16 protein-coding genes are annotated in these 19,734 nt (G+C 69.5%); 4 read left to right on the top strand and 12 right to left on the bottom strand.

Annotation, left to right across the window (positions count from 1 at the left end; genetic code table 11):
- Positions 1-9: 9 nt before the first annotated feature.
- The 7 genes from ACZ9QC_RS38395 to ACZ9QC_RS38365 form a co-directional block, all read right to left on the bottom strand.
- On the bottom strand, positions 10-645 hold the full coding sequence (locus ACZ9QC_RS38395; protein WP_472917313.1) for a TetR/AcrR family transcriptional regulator: 636 nt from the start codon (positions 643-645) through the stop codon (positions 10-12).
- An 80-nt stretch (positions 646-725) separates the two neighbouring features.
- On the bottom strand, positions 726-1,571 hold the full coding sequence (locus ACZ9QC_RS38390) for a fumarylacetoacetate hydrolase family protein (protein ID WP_472917312.1): 846 nt from the start codon (positions 1,569-1,571) through the stop codon (positions 726-728).
- A gap of 11 nt (positions 1,572-1,582) precedes the next feature.
- Positions 1,583-2,518, bottom strand: a complete 936-nt coding sequence (locus ACZ9QC_RS38385; protein WP_472917311.1) for a 3,4-dihydroxyphenylacetate 2,3-dioxygenase — start codon at positions 2,516-2,518, stop codon at positions 1,583-1,585.
- Positions 2,511-3,974, bottom strand: coding sequence for an aldehyde dehydrogenase (locus tag ACZ9QC_RS38380; RefSeq protein ID WP_472917310.1), 1,464 nt, complete (start codon positions 3,972-3,974; stop codon positions 2,511-2,513). The genes ACZ9QC_RS38385 and ACZ9QC_RS38380 overlap by 8 nt, the downstream gene beginning before the upstream one ends.
- 34 nt (positions 3,975-4,008) lie before the next feature.
- Positions 4,009-4,815 (bottom strand): acetoacetate decarboxylase family protein, encoded by an 807-nt coding sequence (locus ACZ9QC_RS38375; RefSeq protein WP_472917309.1) that lies wholly within the window; start codon positions 4,813-4,815, stop codon positions 4,009-4,011.
- A gap of 11 nt (positions 4,816-4,826) precedes the next feature.
- A complete protein-coding gene (locus ACZ9QC_RS38370) occupies positions 4,827-6,047 on the bottom strand; it encodes an NAD(P)/FAD-dependent oxidoreductase (RefSeq protein WP_472917308.1) in 1,221 nt (406 codons plus the stop codon).
- A gap of 5 nt (positions 6,048-6,052) precedes the next feature.
- A complete protein-coding gene (locus ACZ9QC_RS38365) occupies positions 6,053-6,241 on the bottom strand; it encodes a ferredoxin (RefSeq protein ID WP_067252810.1) in 189 nt (62 codons plus the stop codon).
- A 356-nt stretch (positions 6,242-6,597) separates the two neighbouring features.
- Between ACZ9QC_RS38365 and ACZ9QC_RS38360 the strand changes: the two genes are divergently transcribed.
- The 4 genes from ACZ9QC_RS38360 (at position 6,598) to npdG (ending at position 11,175) form a co-directional block, all read left to right on the top strand.
- The gene (locus tag ACZ9QC_RS38360) at positions 6,598-7,953 is read left to right on the top strand and encodes a glutamine synthetase family protein (RefSeq protein ID WP_472917307.1); all 1,356 of its coding nucleotides are present in this window, start codon (positions 6,598-6,600) and stop codon (positions 7,951-7,953) included.
- A gap of 37 nt (positions 7,954-7,990) precedes the next feature.
- A complete protein-coding gene (locus ACZ9QC_RS38355; RefSeq protein ID WP_472917306.1) occupies positions 7,991-9,307 on the top strand; it encodes a cytochrome P450 in 1,317 nt (438 codons plus the stop codon).
- A gap of 100 nt (positions 9,308-9,407) precedes the next feature.
- On the top strand, positions 9,408-10,346 hold the full coding sequence (locus ACZ9QC_RS38350; RefSeq protein WP_472917305.1) for a TIGR03619 family F420-dependent LLM class oxidoreductase: 939 nt from the start codon (positions 9,408-9,410) through the stop codon (positions 10,344-10,346).
- A 100-nt stretch (positions 10,347-10,446) separates the two neighbouring features.
- Positions 10,447-11,175, top strand: coding sequence for an NADPH-dependent F420 reductase (npdG, locus tag ACZ9QC_RS38345; RefSeq protein ID WP_472917304.1), 729 nt, complete (start codon positions 10,447-10,449; stop codon positions 11,173-11,175).
- 661 nt (positions 11,176-11,836) lie between these two features.
- On the opposite strand, the gene arfA is transcribed toward npdG, so the two are convergent.
- The 5 genes from arfA to ACZ9QC_RS38320 form a co-directional block, all read right to left on the bottom strand.
- Positions 11,837-13,336, bottom strand: a complete 1,500-nt coding sequence (gene arfA / locus ACZ9QC_RS38340) for an arabinosylfuranosidase ArfA (protein ID WP_472917303.1) — start codon at positions 13,334-13,336, stop codon at positions 11,837-11,839.
- A gap of 47 nt (positions 13,337-13,383) precedes the next feature.
- Positions 13,384-14,280, bottom strand: a complete 897-nt coding sequence (locus tag ACZ9QC_RS38335; protein ID WP_472917302.1) for a carbohydrate ABC transporter permease — start codon at positions 14,278-14,280, stop codon at positions 13,384-13,386.
- Positions 14,277-15,257: a carbohydrate ABC transporter permease gene (locus ACZ9QC_RS38330; protein ID WP_472917301.1), complete on the bottom strand. Its 981-nt coding sequence runs from the start codon at positions 15,255-15,257 to the stop codon at positions 14,277-14,279. The genes ACZ9QC_RS38335 and ACZ9QC_RS38330 overlap by 4 nt, the downstream gene beginning before the upstream one ends.
- 100 nt (positions 15,258-15,357) lie before the next feature.
- Positions 15,358-16,662, bottom strand: coding sequence for an ABC transporter substrate-binding protein (locus ACZ9QC_RS38325; RefSeq protein ID WP_472917300.1), 1,305 nt, complete (start codon positions 16,660-16,662; stop codon positions 15,358-15,360).
- A 67-nt stretch (positions 16,663-16,729) separates the two neighbouring features.
- Positions 16,730-19,696, bottom strand: coding sequence for a glycoside hydrolase family 2 TIM barrel-domain containing protein (locus ACZ9QC_RS38320; RefSeq protein WP_472917299.1), 2,967 nt, complete (start codon positions 19,694-19,696; stop codon positions 16,730-16,732).
- Between the last annotated feature and the right edge of the window lie 38 nt (positions 19,697-19,734).

Genomic DNA, 19,734 nt, shown 5'->3' with positions numbered 1-19,734 from the left:
AGGGGTTTGTCAGCCGTCCTCGGCGGTACGGTCGCCGGCAGCTTCACCATCTGCGTCGAGCAACCGCAGCAAGGAGCGCAGCTCTTCCAGTGCGGCATCCGTGACCTCGGGCTCGCCGAGGACGAGCTGGTGCAGTACGAGGCCGTCGAGCGCGGCGAAGACCAGCCGGGTCAGTGCCTGGTCCGCGCCGGCGGGCAGCATGCGGGTCAGTTCGCGCCGGGTGGCCTCGAAGTACTCGTCGTACAGTGCGCGGATCTGGGGCAGCAGCTCCGGGCGGCGACGCGATTCCAGCAGCAGCTCGTACTGGAACGCCTGGAGGTCCGGATCCGCCGTGACCATCTCCGACAGCCCCGCCGAGAAGTCCGCGGCCCTGCCGGTGCCCGGTTCGAGCGCACTGGTGCTCAGCGAGGTGCGTATGGTGTGAGCGAGGGTCTCCTCGATCAGGGCATCGCGCGAACCGAAGTGGTGCACCACGAGGCCGTGCGTGACCCCGGCCTCCTGCGCGACGGCCCGGTAGGTGAGCCTGCGCAGGCCGCCCCGCGCCACCACACGCACGGCGGCGTTCAGCAGGGCTTCGCGGCCCTCGCCGTACTGCAGGCGCTTGCGTGAGGGCCGGCTCTTGGGGACGTCGGTGGACTCGGTCATGGGGGCGACACTACCTGGGCGGGCGCCGCACCGGACGCCTCGGTCGGCAGGCCCGGTGCGGCGCCGTCTCATGGGCGTTGTCAGCGCCTGGGCGGGCGGATGCCGCGGAACTCCCAGTCGCCGCCGAGCGCCGTGGACAGCACCTCCTCCGACTCGGTGGGCTGGGCGCCGACGTCGGTACGGACGGGGGTCGGGCCTGTCACGATGCGGTTCGTCAGTCGGCCGAGCCCCTCCACCTCCACCTCCACCACGTCCCCCGGCTGGACGGGCCGGGAGTTGGCGGGGGTGCCGGAGAGCAGCACGTCACCGGGGTAGAGGGTGATGGTGCGGGCGATGTCGGCGACGAGGTAGTGCATGTCCCACTTCATCTCGTCCGTGGAACCGTCCTGCACCACCTCGCCGTTGACGTAGGTGCGCAGGCTCTTGCCGTGGAAGTCCCAGTCGGTGACGAGACCGGGCCCGAGCGGGCACAGGGTGTCGGAGCCCTTCACGCGGAGCATGGACCCGGCGTCGGTGTCACGGAAGTCGTGCAGGCCGTAGTCGTTGGCGATGGTATAGCCGGCGATGTACTCCCCTGCCTCGGCCGGGGAGATGTTCCGCGCGGTCTTCCCGATGACGATGGCCACCTCGCCCTCGTAGTTGAGCCACTTGCAGCCCTCGGGGCGGACGATGGCGCCCTGGTGGGAGTTGAGGGAGGAAGTCGGCTTGTGGAAGTAGGTGGGGGTGTCAGGGAGGTCGATCTGGAACTCGTCGACGCGGCTGCGGTGGTTGAGGTGGACGGCGATCACTTTGGACGGCACGACCGGCGGCAGGTGCTGCGCGTCCTCGATCTTGACGCGGCGGCCGTCACCGGCGACGAGCTCGTCCCCGTCGACGGTGACCTGGACGGCGGCGCCGTCCAGCAGGATGCGGCGGTATTCGGGCATGACGGGCCTTTCTAGATACGGCTGTGAGGGTTGTGCGGGGAGGGCAGGCCGGCGCCGGTCCAGCCGTCGGCCGGGCGGTCGAACCAGAGGTGCACCTGACCGGTGCCGATCGAGTTCTCGTACTCCCCGTACTGGCGGGCCTTGGCGACGCAGGCCTGCTCGCCGAGGGCGCCGGCCATCATCAGGTAGTGGAAGAACTTCGCCTCGGGCTTGTACTTCGAGAACTCCGGCATGGTGTCGAGGACCTTGTCGTGGCGGCCCTCCTTGAACCAGGCGATCCGCTCGTAGTCGGCCTCGCGCGCTTCCGGCGTGAAGATGTGCACGGGGTCGCTCGACTCGTGGTCGCGCAGTTCGCGCAGCGGCCAGAAGGTGTGTGACAGCGCACCGGAGGCGATGAGCAGGACCCGGCGGCCCGGGGTGGCGGCGATGCCGTCGGCCAGCGCCCGGCCGAGGCGCAAATGGTCCTCCATGTCGCCGGTCTGGCACACCCCGATGGTCACCCACCGCTTGTCGGGCAGCCCCTCGCCGAGGAACTTCCAGAGGTTGATGGTGGCGTAGTAGATCGGCAGGTACTCGTCCTCGATCGCGGTGATCCAGGTGCCGTGCCTGTCGGCGAACTTCTCGATGTTGTGGGCGAGTTCGGGGTCACCGGGGAAGTCGTACGGCATCCGGCACATGCCGCGCGGCAGTTCCTCGGAGGTGAACAGGCCGGCCCTGCGCGCTTGCGCGGTGACGACGAACTCGACCGTCGTGGCCCAGTGGGAGTCCAGGACGACGACGGTGTCGTAGTCGTCGGCGGCATCGCGCTCGAAGACGTCCTTGCGGAGCTGGTGCAGGCCGGTGACGAGGGTGATCTCCTTGCCCTCGTTGAGCTCCAGCCGGGTCTCCTCAGGAAGCACGATGGTGGGGACGTGGGCGAGCAGGCCCGCCCCGACGATCTCACCCATGGTTCCTCCAGCCGTGCGGCGCGGTTACGGTGTTCTTCACGTCGCAGTAGAAGTCGAAGCTCCAGGTGCCGCCCTCGCGGCCGACGCCGGAGTGGCGGGAGCCGCCGAAGGGCGCCTGGAGGTCGCGGACGAAGAAGCAGTTGGTCCAGACCGTGCCCGCGACCAGCTGGGCGGTGACGCGTTCGGCGCGCTCCGGGTCACCGGTGGCGAGCGTGGCGGCCAGCCCGAAGCGGGTGTCGTTGGCCAGGCGGACGGCCTCGTCCTCGTCTGTGAAGGTCTGCAGGGTCAGGACCGGTCCGAAGACCTCCTCCTGCACGATCTCCGAGTCCTGGGCGACGTCGGTGAGGAGGGTCGGCGCGTAGTACTGACCGTCCTTGCGGTGGCCACCGATGACCGCGCGGGCCCCGGCCGCGATCGCCCGCTGCACGAACCCGTCGATCTTCTCCAGCTGGCGCGGGTGGATGTTCGGGCCGATGTCGGTGGCCTCGTCACGCGGGTCGCCCTGGGTGAGCTGCCCGGCCTTCTCGACGAAGCGGCGGGTGAACTCCTCGGCGACCGACTCCTCGACCAGGAAGCGCGTCGCGGCCAGGCACACCTGCCCGGCGTTGTCGTACTGCTCCACCGCCAGGTCGACCGCGAGGTCCAGGTCGGCGTCGGCGAACACCAACAGGGGTGACTTGCCACCGAGTTCGAGGCTGAGCGGGGTCAGGTTCGCGGCAGCCGAGGCCGAGATCCGCTTCGCCGTCGGCACGGAGCCGGTGAAGCTGATCCGTCGCACGTCAGGATGCGAGGTCAGGGCGTCGCCGATCTCCGAGCCGTAGCCCTGCACGACGTTCAGCACCCCGGCCGGCAATCCGGCCTCGGCGGCGATGTCGGCCAGCAGGGAGGCGGTCAGCGGGGTCCACTCGGCGGGCTTGAGGATGACCGTGTTGCCGGCCGCTAGAGCCGGAGCGACCTTCCACGTGGCCAGCATCAGCGGGGCATTCCAGGGGGTGATCAGAACGCTGGGGCCCGCGGGGTCCCAGCTGACGTGGTTGGTGTGCCCGCGCGTCTCGAAGTCCTCGTGCTCCAGCTTCAGCAGCCAGTCCGCGAAGAAGCGGAAGTTGTGCGCGACGCGGGGCATGACGCCCCGGCGGTGGGAGCGGAGCAGGGCGCCGTTGTCGGTGGTCTCGACGATGGCGAGCTCTTCCAGCCGCTTCTCGACGCCGTCGGCGACGGCGTGCAGGATGCGGGCGCGTTCGGCGCGGGGGGTGGCGGCCCAGGCGGGGAAGGCGGCCTTAGCCGCGGCCACCGCAGCCGAGGCCTCCATCGCCGTACCGCGGGAGATCTCACCGATGACGCTGCCGTCGATCGGCGAGACATCGGGGAACGTCTCGGTGGAGGCGACGCGCTCGCCGCCGATCCAGTGCCGGGTGTCGACGGCGACCCCGGCCACCGTGAGGGTGTGCTCGGTCATGTCCGGTCTCCAAGTCCTGTGGTCTGTACGGGGGTTACTCGGCGCCGGACGTGCCGGACTCCAGCAGTCGGCCGCCGTCCCAGACGACGCCGACCTGCCGGTAGTAGGCGGCGATCGGCTCGCGGATCTCCAGGCGTGCCAGTTCCTCGGTGGGCGCCTCGAACAGCTCCAGCTCGGCGTCGCCGCGCCAGGGCTGCCCGCCCTCGAAGGAGGCGGCGCCGGACTCGATCAGCTCGTCGAGCGCCAGGCCCTTGCCCTTTTCGATGGAGGGCAGCCAGCGATGGTGGGCCATGGGGTGGGCGTTGACGAAGCCGTTGGTCTCGGACGGTTCGCGCAGGGTGACCACGGCCTGGGCCAGGCGCCGGTCGGCGGCGGCCAGGGTGGCGCCGAAGCGGGCGCCGGCCTCGATGCGCGGGGCGGGCCCGTAGGGGTGCGGGCGGGTCTGGTGGATCGAGCCGAGCTTCTTCGGGTATCCCTGGTGCAGCCCGCGCGCGATGGCGAAGTCCTTGTCGACCCAGATATAGACGCAGCGCGAGTAGGTCTGCCCCCGGTACTTGCAGCGCACGACCGCGAACGCCTCCTTGTACTGGGCCAGTACCGGGTCCAGCAGCTCCTGACCAGAACCCGAGCAGGACTGCCAGTCGGCCCAGATCAGCGCCACGGCGCCCGGGTCCTCGTCCGCCAACTCCAGCGGCTCGGGCAGCAGTTCACGCACCCGGGAGGGGTCGGTGCGGTACTCGACGGTGAGCAGGTCCCCGGAGTAGCGCCACGGCGGGGACGGGATCAGCGACGAGGCTCCGCTCGCCGTCTTGGGGTGGAAGTAACCACGGACATTGGACATGAAGGGGTTCCTTACGTGGTGAGGGCGGGCTGCTTGAGCAACTGGGCGCGATAGCGGGCGGCGCCCATCGCGGCGGCCTGGCCGCCGAGCGCGACGACGCCGACCAGTTGACCGGCCGTGTGATAGCCGACGAGGACGTCGCTCTCCGGGTCGCCGTCCAGGATCCGTACGTCGTCCTTGCCGAGCACGGGCGCGCCGAAGGACTGCAGCCGGAAGTCGTGCTGGTCGCTCCAGAAGGTCGGCAGCGGCGCGAAGGGCACCAAGTCCCCGTCTGCGCCGGCGAGATGGGCGACGAGGGCCTTCGCGGCGTGCTTGGCGGTGTCGGTGGGGATGGACCAGTGCTCGACACGCCGGGGTACGCCATCGTAGCGGGCGTTGGGGAAGCGGGCGACGTCGCCGACCGCAACCACCTCCGGCCGTCCCCCGACCCGCAGTTGCTCGCAGGTGCGGACGCCGTCACCGAGGTCGAGGCCGTTGCCCTCCAGCCACTCGGTGTTGGCCACGGAGCCGACCGACTCCACGACCACATCGGCGGGCAGCACGGTGCCGTCGCTCAGCACGACGCCGGTGACCCGGTCCTCGCCTTCGAATCCGGACACTCCGGTGCCGAGCGCGAAGCGCACCCCGCGTTCCTCGTGCCGCTTCAGCAGCGCGCGGCCGAGCAGTTCGCCGAGCGGGCCGACCATGGGCAGGGGGAGCGGATCGACGACGGTCACCTCGCGGACGCCGAGGCCCACGGCGGTGGCGGCGACCTCGCAGCCGATGAAACCGGCGCCGACCACGACCACGCGGGCACCAGGGCGGGTCAGCTCGTCGCGCAGGCCCTGGGCGTCGGCGAGGGTTCGGACGGTGTGGCGGCCGGTGAGCGGTCCGGGGCAGCGCAGGCGCCGGGGCCGCATGCCGGTGGCGACGACGAGTCCGTCGTACGAGATCGCCGAGCCGTCGTCGAGTTCGACGACGCGCCGGTCGAGGTCGGCGGCGACGACCTTCGTGCCGAGCCGCCACTCCACGTCGGCGGCCGCTGCCTTCGGCGTGAAGGCGAGCGACTCGAAGGGTGCCTTGCCGGCCAGCACCTCCTTGGACAGCGGGGGCCGATTGTAGGGCATGTGGGGCTCGTCACCGATGACCGTGATCGTCCCGGTCCAGCCCGCCGCGCGCAGTTGTTCGGCGGCACGCAGGCCGCCCATCGAGCCGCCTGCGACGACGACACGTCCGGTCGCGGGTGCGGTCATGGCGGTCATCCCTCGATCCGGATGGCCTGCAGCGGACACACGTCGGCGGCCTCTTCGACCTCGTCGCGCAGCGCGTCGTCGGGGTCGGACACGTACACCAGGTGTCCGTCGTCGTCCATCGAGAAGACGTCGGGGGCGGCGAAGACGCACTGGCCGTGGTCCTGGCACTTGTTCATGTCGACGACGACCTTCATGGCGGTCCTCCTGAGGGGTGAGGCGTCGGAGCGAGGAAGAGAGGGAGGAAGAGACGGGCCCGGCCCGGGTTCAACCGGGCCCGTCAGCCAAAGGGGGCGAAATCCAGCGGATGCCGCACCCCTCACTCGTTTGGCTTCAAACAAGATAGGAAGTCGCCCGACCCTGGTCAATACCTGTCCAGATGGATAACTTTTTTCTACCAGCCCCTTGCGAGGCGGCAACCCACTCCATATCGTTCGGGATCAAATGAATAGCTCGAGGGCCGCTTCTCCGCCGCCCCGGCTTCCCTCTTCCGCCCCTTCTCTCCCAGTGCCCCCGGCACCGGGAATCCCTTCCTTCCGCCAAGGAGACACTGGTGAGCGCATCCGACACCCCAGACATCCGCCGGCACATGGAGCGGCTCGCCGCCGAGGGCGTCGACGTGGTCCGCGTGGTCTACCCCGACCTCATCGGCACCGACCGCGCCCGCGAGGTGCTGCTGGACCATTTGCCGTCGGCCTGCGAGCACGGCCTCGCCTTCTGTCGCGCCGTCTACCACACCAGCCCGCAGGGCGACGTGGTCCCGGTCGCGGGCGGCCTGGACGCCGGCCTGCCGGACGTGACCGTACGCCCCGACCTGTCCACCCTGGCCGTCCTGCCCTGGGAGCCGGGTGTCGCCGCCTGCCTCGGCGAGGTCACCGACCCGGCGACCGGTGCCCCTGCGCCCGAGTCCTCCCGCGACCTGCTGCGCACCGTCCTGGCCCGCTGCGCCGAGCAGGGACTGCGCCCCGTGGTCGGTCCCGAGCTGGAGTACTTCCTGCTGCAGATCGCCCCCGGCTCGCCCACCGGCTGGCGCCGCTCACCCGAGACCACCGGCGCCATCTACACCGCGGGCCTGCGCGCCGACCCCGACAACCACCTGCTGCGCACCCTGCGCGCGCTGCGCGACCTGGGGCTCGGTGTCGTCACCGGCAACCACGAGTTCGACGGCGGCCAGTACGAGATCAACCTGACCCATTCCGCCGCCCTCGACGCCGCCGACCGCGCCTTCCGCTTCAAGGCCGCCGTCAAGGAACTGGCCCGCAAGGAGGGCAACCTCGCCACCTTCATGGCCAAGCCCTTCGGCGACGCGGGCGGCTCCGGCTTCCACCTCCACCTGTCCTGCAACGACGCCGATGGCCACAACGCCTTCGACGACCCGGCAGGCTCCTACGGCCTGTCCGCCATGGCCCGGCACGCCATCGCGGGCATTCTCACCCACGCGCCCGCGCTCGCGGCCCTGGCCAACCCGACCGTGAACTCCTACAAGCGCTTCGGCCCGGACACCCTCGCGCCCTGGCTGATCGACTGGGGGCTCGACAACCGCAGCGCCATGGTCCGCATCCCGCCGGAGCGCGGTGGCGGCGCGCGGCTGGAGCTGCGCCTCGGCGACGCCAGCGCCAACCCGTACCTGCTGTTCGCCGGCACGATCGCCGCCGCGCTGCTCGGCGTCCAGGCCGGCGAGGAACCGCCCGCCCCGCTTCAGGGCTACGGCTACGACACCTCCCGTGCCGCCCTGCTGCCCCAGAACCTGTCGGCCGCGCTCGACGCGTTGGAGGCGGACACCGCCCTGACCGACCTGCTCGGCAAGGACTTCACCACGTCCTTCCTCACCTACAAGCGGGACGAGCTCGAACGCTTCGGGCGACACGTCACCGACTGGGAGTTCACCGAGTACGCATACCACCTCTAGGCCCGCCCCAAAAACCCTCGCCCGAAGGAACCTCCCCATGACCAGCCCCACCGTTCCCGCCGTCCCCACCACTCGGGCCGAGCTGCGCGCAGCCCTCGACGAGCCCCTGCCGCTCAGCCGGGTGGACCTCGCCGACCTCGACAACTTCGCCGACGGCATCACCCCGTGGCGCATGTTCCACACCCTGCGCCACCAGGACCCGGTCCACTGGCAACCCGAAGAGGCCCCCAACTCCGGCTTCTGGTCGGTGACCCGCCACGCCGACATCGCCACCGTCGACCGCGACCCGGAGACCTTCACCTCCACGCGCTTCGTCAACCTCGAAGAACTCGACGACGACCAGATCAAGAAGCGCGCCTCCATCCTGGAGATGGACGGCGTCCGCCACCGCGCCCTGCGCAACGTGATCCAGCGGCAGTTCGGCGCGAGCGTCATCAACAGCTACAGCGACTTCCTGCGCGGCCTGACCGCCAAGACGCTGGACGCCGCCCTCGCCAAGGGCACCTTCGACTTCGTCGCCGACGTCTCCGCCGACTTCCCCATCAACGTCCTCGCCCGGCTCCTCGACGTACCGCCGGAGGACAACCAGCAGCTCATCGACTGGGGCAACCGCATCATCGGCAACACCGACCCCGACTACGCGGACGTCCTGCTGCACAGCGCGGAGAGCGAGAAGTACCGCGACCTGCCGTTCCGTTCCCCCGCGTCGATCGAAGTCTTCGAGTACGGCAGGGAGCTGGCCCGGCAGCGGCGCGGCGGCGACGGCACCGACCTGGTCTCGAAGCTGGTCAACACCACGCCGCGCGACGGCGTCCCGCTCTCGCCCCAGGACTTCGACAACTACTTCCTACTCCTGGTGGTGGCCGGCAACGAGACCACCCGCCACACCATCTCCCACTCCATGCTGGCCCTCCTCCAGCACCCCGAGCAGCTGGCGAGGCTGAAGGACGACCCGTCGCTGATCCCCACGGCGGTCGAGGAGTTCCTGCGCTGGGCCTCCCCCGTCTACCACTTCCGCCGCACCGCCACCCGCGACGTCGAACTCGGCGGCAAGAAGGTCAAAGAGGGAGACAAGGTCGTCATGTGGTATGCCTCCGGCAACCGCGACGAAGAAGTCTTCGGCAACCCGTACGACTTCGACGTCGCCCGCGCCGACAACGACCATGTCACCTTCGGCAAGGGCAGCCCGCACCTGTGCCTGGGCAACCTGCTCGCCCGCACCGAGATCCGCATCATGTTCGAGGAGCTCATCCCGCGCATCGCCGACATCAAGCTCGCCGGCGACGTCCCCCGCGTCCGCTCCAACTTCGTCAACGGCATCAAGCACCTGCCGGTCGAGGTCACCCTCGCCTGACCGTTGGCCGCAGCCGTTGGCCGTCGGCCGCAGCTGTCCGGACGGCTGCGGCCACCCCTCATTCCCGCCCCCGAACACGCCCGCCTTGAGGATCGCCACAATGACCACTCCCCGCATGCAGCTCGTCCTCAGCGAGAACTGGACCATGACCGGAGGACGGGCGGACCTGCCGACCGTGATCCGCTGGGCCCGCGAGGCCGAGGACGCCGGATTCAACTCCGTCATGATCAGCGAACACATCGTGCTCGGTCCCGACGCCGGAGCCGATGGCGTGATGGGCAACCCCCGCGACTACGCCCTGCCCGGCAACCAGGACCCCTATACGCCCTGGCCCAACTCCCTCATGCTGCTCAGCGCGATCGCCGCCGTCACCGAGCGTCTGCGCCTCGCCGCTTCGGCGGTCATCGCCCCCCTGCGGCACCCCCTGCTCCTGGCCCGCGAGCTCGGCACCCTCGACCTTCTCTCCGAGGGCCGTCTGGTCGTGCTGCCCAACGTCAGCTGGAGCCGGGACGAGTACGCGGCACTGAATGTCCCGTTCTCCCGGCGTGGCAAGCTCCTCGACGAACACCTGGAAATCTGGGCGAAGTTGTGGGGCCCCTCGCCCGTGTCCCACGAGAGCGAGTACTACACGTTCCAGGACGTGTACTTCGAGCCCAAGGCATACCGGCCGGACGGCCCCCGACTGTGCTTCGGCGGCGCGGGCATGCACGACGCGATGGTCCGCAGGATCGTCCGCCACGGTCACGCCTTCAACCCACTGGGCAAGGTGACGCCCGAACAGATGCAGACGCTGAAGACCGCGATGGCCGCCGCGGGCCGCGACATCGCCGACCTGGAGATGATCGGCAGCACCCGCGCCGTGTTCCCCGACGACAACTCCTGCGCCGACCTCGCCCAGGCCCTCGAACCCATCCCCGCGCAGATGGCTCAGGGATTCACCACCTTCTGCATCAAGCCCTCGCAGTTCACCGACGACCCGAACGGGGTGGGCGCCTTCTGCCGCGAGGTGATGCGCCGTGTGGAGTCCCTGACCGCCTGACGGCGCCGACCGATGTCCCGCATCGCGGCCCCAGCAGCCCGCTGACGGCCAACGGCACCGAGCCGCGGAAGAACGAACCGAACCAGCCAAGGACCACCGCATGACGACTCCCGACGAAGCCGCCGGCACCCGCCCCTCCACTCCCTCTGAAGCCTCTCGAAACGATCCCCATCGCCTCCCCGATGTGTCCGGCCTGGTGGTCGGCATCCTCGGCGGAACCGGACCGCAGGGGCGCGGCCTCGCCTACCGGCTCGCCGGCGCGGGCCAACAGGTCATCATCGGCTCACGGGACGCCGCCCGGGCCACCTCCACCGCGGCAGCCATCGGCACTGACGTCCGCGGCGCCGACAACGCCACGACCGCACGGGACAGCGACCTGGTGATCGTCGCCACCCCCTGGGAGGGACACGCCGAACTGCTGACCACACTCCGCGCGGAACTCGCCGGCAAGATCGTGGTCGACTGCGTCAACCCGCTCGGCTTCGACAAGAAAGGAGCCTACGCGCTCAGGCCCGAGGAAGGCAGCGCCGCCGAGCAGGCTGCCGAGCTGCTGCCCAACTCCCGGGTGACCGCCGCGTTTCACCATCTCTCCGCCGTCACTCTGGAAGACCGGCAGATCGAGAAGATCGACACCGACGTACTCGTCCTGGGCGACGAACGCGCCGCCACCGACACCGTCCAGGCACTCGCCTCACGCCTCCCGGGCGCACGCGGCGTCTACGGAGGACGACTGCGCAACGCCCACCAAGTGGAGTCGCTGGTAGCCAACCTGATCTCGGTGAACCGCCGCTACAAGGCCCACGCCGGCCTGCGCGTCACCGACGTCTGAGAAGACTCCCAGCACCTAGCACCGAGCCCCGCCTTCACGTTTCGCTTCGATCCCGTGCAGCCATGGGACGCAACCAGACTTCATCGGCACCGGAGGCACTGTCCCCAGTCGTGCCCTGCGGCGTGGTGCAGCCATGTGGACGGCGCGCTGACACATAGCCTGCGGCCGGGCCGCGCGGTGGAGCATCCTGTGCGGCCGGCCCGTCACAGCGGCATGATCCCCAACGTTCCCCTGGTGCCGGGCGGATCACCGCCGCGATCTGCGGCATCACGAAGGCGGTCCGGCTGCGGACGGTCGCGGACCTGATCACGGCCACCGGCACCGACGGCGACCCCTGCCGCCCAGGCTGCAGGATCTCCTGGCCGCCGTCGCGGCACGCCAGTCCCCAAGGGCGTATGCGCCCGGACCGTTGGGGTGGGCGCCGGGCGTGAGCCGGGGAAGGACGGTGACCTGGGGACCCTTCCCCGCCCTACACAGCTCTCATACACGCGGGCCGCCGCCGACCCACTCGATCAAGTCCGAGGTGACGATCGCATCCTCCTCTCCGATGTCCAGGCCGGCGCGCTGGAGGAACACGATCACGTCCCTCAGTCCGTAGGCGCGGCCGACGGCCCCATGGTGGACATGCACCAGCCGCCGGCCCTGGTGATCGGGCGGGCCGTCACCCCAGCGCGATCGCGGTCCACGACACCGGAGGCAGCTCGATGTTGAGCAGCCCGTCGGACAGGATCGCGCTCAGGTTGGTGTGCGGGGTCACGCGGTTCTGCTCGGTGAGTGTGTTCTTCGCGTACGCGTCCTTGTCGGCGAGTGTGAGCGCCTCCAGGATCCGCGAGGAGCCGAGGCCGCGCACATCGACCGTGACCTGAGTGGTCTCCGTCAGCCCGCGGTTGACCAGGAAGACCGCGGCCCGGTCCTCGTCGAGGGTCGCGACGGCGTCGAGGACGGACGCCTCGCCATGGCGTGCCGTCGAGTAGGTCGGCGCCTCGACGACGGGCCGGATCACCTCACCGGAGGCGAGCCGGCTGGTGATCGAGAACGGGTAGAACGTCGTCTGCCGCCAGGCCGGGCCGCCGGGCTCGGTCATGATCGGCGCGATCACGTTGACCAGTTGCGCGAGCGAGGCCGAGGTGACTCGGTCGCTGTGCTTGAGCAGCGTCATCAGCAGGTTGCCGACGACGACGGCGTCCGCCACCGAGTAGACGTCCTCCAACTGCCGGGGGGCGTGCCGCCATTCGTCGTTGACCTCGTCGGACTCGTGGAACTCCTTCTGGTACCAGACGTTCCACTCGTCGAACGACAGGTTGATCTTCTTGCTGGAGCGCTTCTTGTAGCCCACGTGGTCGGCGGTGGCGACGACGGTGTCGATGAAGTAGTCCATGTCGGTCGCCGAGGCCAGGAAGGAACCGAGGTCGCCGTCGAGTTCCTGGTAGTAGGCGTGGCAGGAGACGTAGTCGACGTGCTCGTAGGCGTGCTCGAGAACCGTGCGCTCCCAGTCGCCGAAGGTCGGCATCCAGGATCCTGAGGAGCCGCAGACCACGAGTTCGAGGTCCTTGTCGGCCATCTTCATCGCGCCAGCGGTACGGGCGGCGAGCTTGCCGTAGTCGTCGGCGTCCAGGAAACCGGTCTGCCAGGGCCCGTCCATCTCGTTGCCGAGGCACCACATGCGGATGTTGTGCGGCTCCGGCGTGCCGTTGGTGATCCGCAGGTCCGAAAGCGCCGTACCGGAGGGGTGGTTCGCGTATTCGAGCAGGTCCAGGGCGGACAGGATGCCGCGCGTGCCGAGGTTGACCGCGAGCATCATCTCGGAGTCGGTGAGCTTGAGCCAGCGGGCGAACTCGTCCAGGCCGACCTGGTTCGACTCCAGCGAATGCCAGGCGAGGTCGCGGCGCACCGGGCGCTGGTCGCGGGGGCCGACCGAGTCCTCCCAGCGGAAGCCGGACACGAAGTTGCCGCCGGGGTAGCGGACGGTTCTGGTGCCCAGCTCTCTGACCAGTTCGACGACGTCCATCCGGAACCCGTCCTCGTTCGCGCTGGGGTGTTCGGGCTCGTAGAGCCCGGTGTACACGCAGCGGCCGAGGTGTTCGACGAACGAGCCGAAGGTGCGGCGTCGGACAGGGGCGATGACGGCCTGCTTGTCGAGGAAGACGTGGGCGCGCGGCATTGCAGGGGTCCTTTGCTGTTCCGAAGGAGCGTGGGGCGGCGAGCGCGTTACTTGACGGAGCCTGCGGTCAGGCCCTGGCGCCAGAACCGCTGGAGACAGACGAAGGCGACGAGCAGCGGGATCAGCGACAGGAACGCACCCGTGATCGGCAGCAGCGGTGGCACGCCGCTGGCCTTCTCCGCGCGCCACTGCACCAGTCCCACCGTGACGGGCTGCAGTGAAGGGGTGTTGAGCATGAGCGCGGGCAGTAGGTAGTTGTTCCAGATGCCGACGAACTGGAACAGGAAGACGGTCACCAGGGCCGGGGACATCAGCGGGAGGGCGATCCGGAAGAAGGTGCGCCGTTCGCTCGCCCCGTCCAGCCGTGCGGCCTCGAGGAGTTCGTCCGGGACGGACGCCGCGGCGAAGATCCGGCACAGGTAGACGCCGAACGGGCTGACGCAGCTGGGCAGCAACACCGACCAGTAGGTGTTGGTGATGTCGATCTTGGCCATGAGCAGGAACAACGGCAGGGCGAACATCGGCATCGGAATGAGCACCGAGGCGAGGATGATGTTGAAGACGCTTTCGCGGCCGCGGAAGGTGAACTTGGACAGCGCGTAGCCGGCCATCGCGCACAGCAGGGTGCCGACACTGGCGCCGACGAGGCTGTACAGCGCGCTGTTGGCGAGCCAGGTGCGAAAGACGCCGTCCTCGAAGCTGAACACGTTTCTGATGTTGGTGATCAGGTCGAAGTGGGAGAACCACAGGGGCGTACCGGTGTAGAGGTAGCCCGATTCCTTGGTCGAGGAGACGAACAGCCACCACAGGGGGATCAGCGTGTACAGGGCCATCAGGCCCAGTACACCGTTGACGACGGTCTGGCTCGCGATGTCGGTGCCACGGCGGGTCGTTCGGGGCGGTCGTGTCGGTCGCGTCGGTCGGCCGGCCGAAATCACGCTCATGCCATCGCTCCCTTGCGCTGGGTGTACTTGAGGAATCCGAACGAGAGCACGAGGGTGATCAACGCGAGGATGACGGACTGGGCGGCGGCCACGTTCTGGCCGCCCACGTCCATGGCTACGGTCGTGTTCATGATCGGGGAGAACCTCGGGTCGATGCCTGCGATGCGCGCGGCGACCAGGACCGCGGGCTCGGTGTACATCTGCGCCGTCCCGATGATGGAGAAGACCGCGGTCAGCACCAGCGCGGGACGCACCAGCGGGATCTTCACCGCCCAGGCCAGGCGCCATCCGGTGCAACCGTCGAGCGCGGCGGCCTCCATCACCTCGGCCGGGATCGTCTGCAGCGCGGAGTAGATGATCAGCGTGTTGTAGCCGGTCCAGCCCCACGTGATCATGTTCCCGATCGAGACCGGAACCCACGACGGCGACAGGAAGTCGGTGTGGATACCGAGGTGGGACAGCGGTTCGGTGAACGGCGAGAGGTCTTTGACCAGAAGGAAGGACCACATCAGCGCGGCGATCGCACCCGGCAGCGCGTAGGGCAGGAAGAACGTGAGCCGGAAGGTCTTGCGCAGCCGGGCCGAGCGGGAGTCGAGGAGGAGCGCGAGCAGGAGGGCCAGTCCGAGCATGAACGGGACCTGGACGCAGCCGAGCAGCGCGACGCGGACGATCGACGCCACGAAGTCGTGGTCGCCAAAGGCGTCGGCGTAGTTGGACAGTCCAGTGAACTCGGTGGACTGCGCACCACCGAACAGCCCGGCGCGGCGGACGGTGAAGAAGCTCTGGTAGAGCGCGTAGCCGATCGGCGCGACCATCATGGTCACAAAGAGGACCGCGAACGGCGCCAGAAAACCCGACGCGGTCAACGCGCTGCGCACACCGGCGCGCCGCGGTCGGCCGGCGGGGGAGGCACGGCGCGTGACCGCGGGCACAGGTTGCGGCGGTGACGCGGTCCGGGTGCTGCTGGGACTGCTCATGGAAACCTCGCTGGGCGATTCGTCGTCAGGGAGCGGATTCCCGCGGCGCCCGATACGTGCGGCCGCGGGAATCCATCAGGGCGGCGGGAGTTGCGCTGCCTCAGTTGGTCACCGACAGTCCGAGCTTCTTGATCGCGGCGACCGTCGAGGCCTGGACCTTGGTGACCGCCTCCGGCAGGGTGCCCTTGCCGATGGCACCGGTGAAGTCCGTCTCGACCTGCTGGAAGGTCGGGCCGTTGGTCCAGGTGCTGGGCACCTGCGCGGCGGAGGCCTTGTACACGTCACCGACCTTCTGGCCGCCGAAGAACGGGTCACCGCCCTTGAGCAACGGGTCGTTCTGTCCGGCCTTGGACGCCGGGTACAGCCCGCCTTCGATGCCCGACTTCACGGCCTGCGGGTCACTGGAGAGAAAATCGGCGAACTGCACTGCTTCGCGGGGCGACTTGCAGCCGGTCAGCACCGAGGTGGCCGAGCCGCCGCTGCTGGCGCTCGTGCCGTCTCCGGCCTCCCAGGTCGGCATCGGGGCGACCCGCCACTTGCCGGCCTCGCCCTTCAGGTCCGACTTGATTCCGCCGGAGGCCCAGGACGCGGCGACGAACGTCATCACCTTGTCGGCTTCGGAGGCCTTGTTGAACTCCGGGTCCCAGGCGCTGCCGTGCTTCGCCACCAGACCCTGGTCCTTGAGGTCCTGCCAGTAGGCGGCGACCTTGCGGGTGCCAGGGTTGTCGATACTGACGGTCCAGCTGTCGCCCTGGGTCGAGTACCAGGACTGACCGGTCTGGAGGGTGAAGGAGGCCAAACCGGCGCCGTCGCCGAGCTTGGTGCCGAACTTCACACTGGGGTCGGCCTTTTTGACCTTCTCGGCGTAGGCCTTGTACTCAGCCCAGGTCGCCGGCGGCTTGCTGATGCCGTACTTGTCGAACAGGTCCTTGCGGTAGAAGAGGACCATCGGACCGACGTCCACCGGAACCCCGTAGATCTTGTCGCCTACGCTGGAGGCGGAGACGGCCGACGGGACGTACTTGTCCATGCCGTCACTCGCGTACTTGGTGATGTCCATGACCGAGTTCTTCACGAGCATCGACGGGATGTTCTGGTACTCGATCTGGGCCAGGCACGGGCCCTCGCCGGCGGCGAGCGCATTGTTGATCTGGGTGTAGCCGCCCGCGGGGCCCGACGGGATCTTCTTGAAGGTGACCTTGATATCGGGGTGGGCGGCGTTCCACTGGTCGACCATCTTCTCGTAGCCGGCCCAGCCCCAGAACTCCATCTTCACCGGCCCGTTGTGGCCCGATCCTTCGGCGGAGTCGTTCTTGTCATTGCTGCACGCGCCGACGCCGAACGCCATGACGGCCGCGGTGGTGAGCGCCAGGAGTCTGCGGGTGCGTATGGTGGTGCTGTCCATGTGAGGGAAACCCTTCGTGACGGGGACTGACTTGCTGGACTGTCGGTGGGCGGGCGGCCAGGCCCGCCTACCGACCGGTGCTGAACTCCACGCTGAACACCGTCGGGACCGCCGCCAGGACGTCAGATGCCGACGGGCCCGGACCGCAGGCCGTGCTGCCGAGGCCGTGGTGCGCGTGGTCGAGGTGGAGATGGAGTCGGCCGTCGCCAGCCAGGTCGTGCTGGTGGGCCGCGGCAGCCAGGGCCGCGGTGCTCCAAGGACGCACGGTCAGGTCGATGACCGGGTCGCCCGTGATGAGCAGGGTGCCGTCCGCGGTGGTGATCCGGGTGCGGCGGACTTGGTGGCGGTTGCCGTTCTCCTGTGGGCGGACATAGGGGGTCTGCATCGCCGAGACGGTCGACCGGTGACGGCCTGTGCGGGCGGCGGTACGGGAGTCGCGGTACGCCTCGCCGGGACCGAGGCCGAACCACTCGACCTCGGCGTCGGTGCCGGGCAGCGACATCGCGATCCCCAGCCGGGGCAGCGGCACCGACCAGGCGCCGTCAGGGGTGACGGCGCATTCCAGCCGGAGCCGGGCCTGGCCCGCGTCCGGTCCGTCGCAGGCCGTCCAGCGGTAGACCACGCCGAGCGCGGAGGAGGATCCGGCGGCGGCGAGCCTGGCGGTGACAGTGAGCCCTTGTGCGTCGGGCTCGACGCACAGGACAGCGTGGCGCATCCGGTGCAGTCCGGCGGCGAGCCAAGCGCCGATCTGCGCCTCACCGAAGGCGCTGAGCAGGTCGTTGTCGATCGGGGCCCGCCAGACGTCCAGCCTCGGACCGTCGAGCTCCAGGTCGCCGAGCCGGATCAGCACCCCGGTGCGGGCGTCGAACCGCGCGGGGCCCAGGGTGATGTCCCTTTCGTGGGCGATCGCCGGCGCGGGCGTGGAGGGGACCGGCGAGGCGGCAGGAGCCACGACCAGCCCCTGCGCCCAGGCGATCTCGTGGCCGGCCCCGGCCCAGGTCTCGTCGGCCGCGAGCACCGCGGTCACGGTCAGCCACACCTCGTGGCCGGACTCGTTCTTGCGCGCCGCGTCGAGCGCGTCCGTGACCTCGGCGGGCCACTCGACGGTTGTCGTCGTGCCGGGCGCGGTCGCGGTCACGCTCAGGCCGCCGGAGCCGGACAGCTCGCCTCCGTCCTCGACGGTCCACTGGAAGTCCAGGTAGCCGGTGTCACGGTGGTGGTGCAGGTTGTGCACGCTGATCTGCCGTGCCGCCGGGTCGATGTGGATCCGGACCGGTTCGATGACCTTCTTGTACTCGACCAGGCCCGGCGACGGTGTGCGGTCGGGGAAGAGCAGCCCGTCGGCGACGAAGTTGCCGTCGTGGATCTCCTCGCCGAAGTCGCCGCCGTAGGCGTAGAACGTGTGGGGTTCCTGCTGCCCCGTGAGCCGGGCGATGCCGTGGTCGATCCACTCCCAGATGAATCCACCGGCCATGCGCGGATGTGCCTCGATGACCTGCTGGTACTCGGACAGCCCTCCGGGCCCGGTGCCCATGGCGTGTCCGTACTCGCACAGTACGAACGGCAGGGCTCGGCGGTGCGCGTCGTCGGCCGGATCGGCCGTCGGTGCCTCCTGGCCGCGTCCCACGGCGGACAGCTCGTCCACACCGATGTACATGCGGGAGTACAGGTCGACGTACGCGCAGCTCGCGAAGTCGCCCTCGTAGTGGATCAGGCGGCTGTCGTCGCGCTGCCGGATCCACGCGGCCGCGGCGGCCAGGTTGGCTCCGGTGCCGGACTCGTTGCCCAGCGACCAGACGACGACCGAGGGGTGGTTCTTGTCGCGTTCCACCAGTCGGGCGGTCCGGTCCAGGTAAGCCTCGCGCCACGCGGGGTCGTCGCTGGGATTGTGCCGCCAGCCGCCGGGTTCGAAGCCGTGCGTCTCCAGGTCGCCCTCGCAGAACACCCACAGGCCGTGCTCGTCGCACAGGTCCAGGAAACGGTGGTCGGGCGGGTAGTGGCTGGTGCGCACCGCGTTGATGTTGTGCCGCTTCATGAGCAGCACGTCGGCCACCATGGTGTCCTCGGTCAGGGTGCGCCCCGTCAGCGGGTGCCATTCGTGGCGGTTGACGCCCCGCAGCGAGATCGGCCTGCCGTTCACGGTCAGGACGCCGTCCACGACCGCCACGGTGCGGAAGCCGATGCGCAGCGGTATCCGCTCCCCGGTCTCGGAGACCAACTCTCCCGTATACAGGCGCGGTTGCTCGTCCGACCAGGGCTCGATGCCGTCGATCACGTACGGGCCGGCCGGATCGGCGTCGGATATGCCGAGTTCGGGCACCGACAGCGACACCCGGCAGGGGGCGATGACGTCGACGGCCAGGGTGCCCTGCCCGGTGGTGTGGTCGTAGGCGGCGTGGACGAAGAAGTCCTCGACACCGCGGGCGGCCACGGACACCGACCGGAAGATCCCGGACAGCCACCACATGTCCTGGTCTTCCAGGTAGCTGCCGGACGACCACTGGTGCACGCGGACCGCGAGGACGTTCCGGCCGGGGCGCAGAACGGCGGAGACGTCGAACTCGGTGGTCAGTCGGCTGCCCTTGCCGTCGCCGAGCCGGATCCCGTTGAGCCACACCGCGAACGCGGAGTCGACGCCCTCGAACCGGAGCACCGCGGCCGACACCGGGAACGCGTCGGGAACCTCGAACTCACGGCGGTACTCACCGGTCGGGTTCTCGCGGGGCACTCGTGGCGGGTCGACCGGGAACGGGTACAGGATGTTGGTGTAGGCCGGGGCACCGTAACGGAGCTCGCCGGGCAGGCCGGTCATCTGCCAGCAGGACGGCACGGCGAGCAGATCCCAGGCGGTGTCGTCGAAGTCCGGCGCGGCGAAGTCCCCGGTGAGGTCGTCCAGCCCCGACGCCAGCCGGAATCTCCAGTCGCCGTCGAGCGCGATCGTGGGCTGGTCGGAGGCGAACGCGGCGCGCGGCCGCAGCCGTCCGGTGCCCGGCGACCGGTCTTCGACGTAGGCATTGGGGTCGAGGACGCTCATCAGTGAAGGGGTTTCCTCTCGAAATGTCCCGCGGTGGC

This window comes from Streptomyces sp. HUAS MS02, assembly GCF_055702265.1.
The sequence above is the reverse complement of the archived record's forward strand: the minus strand, read 5'-3'. Positions and strand labels throughout refer to the sequence as shown.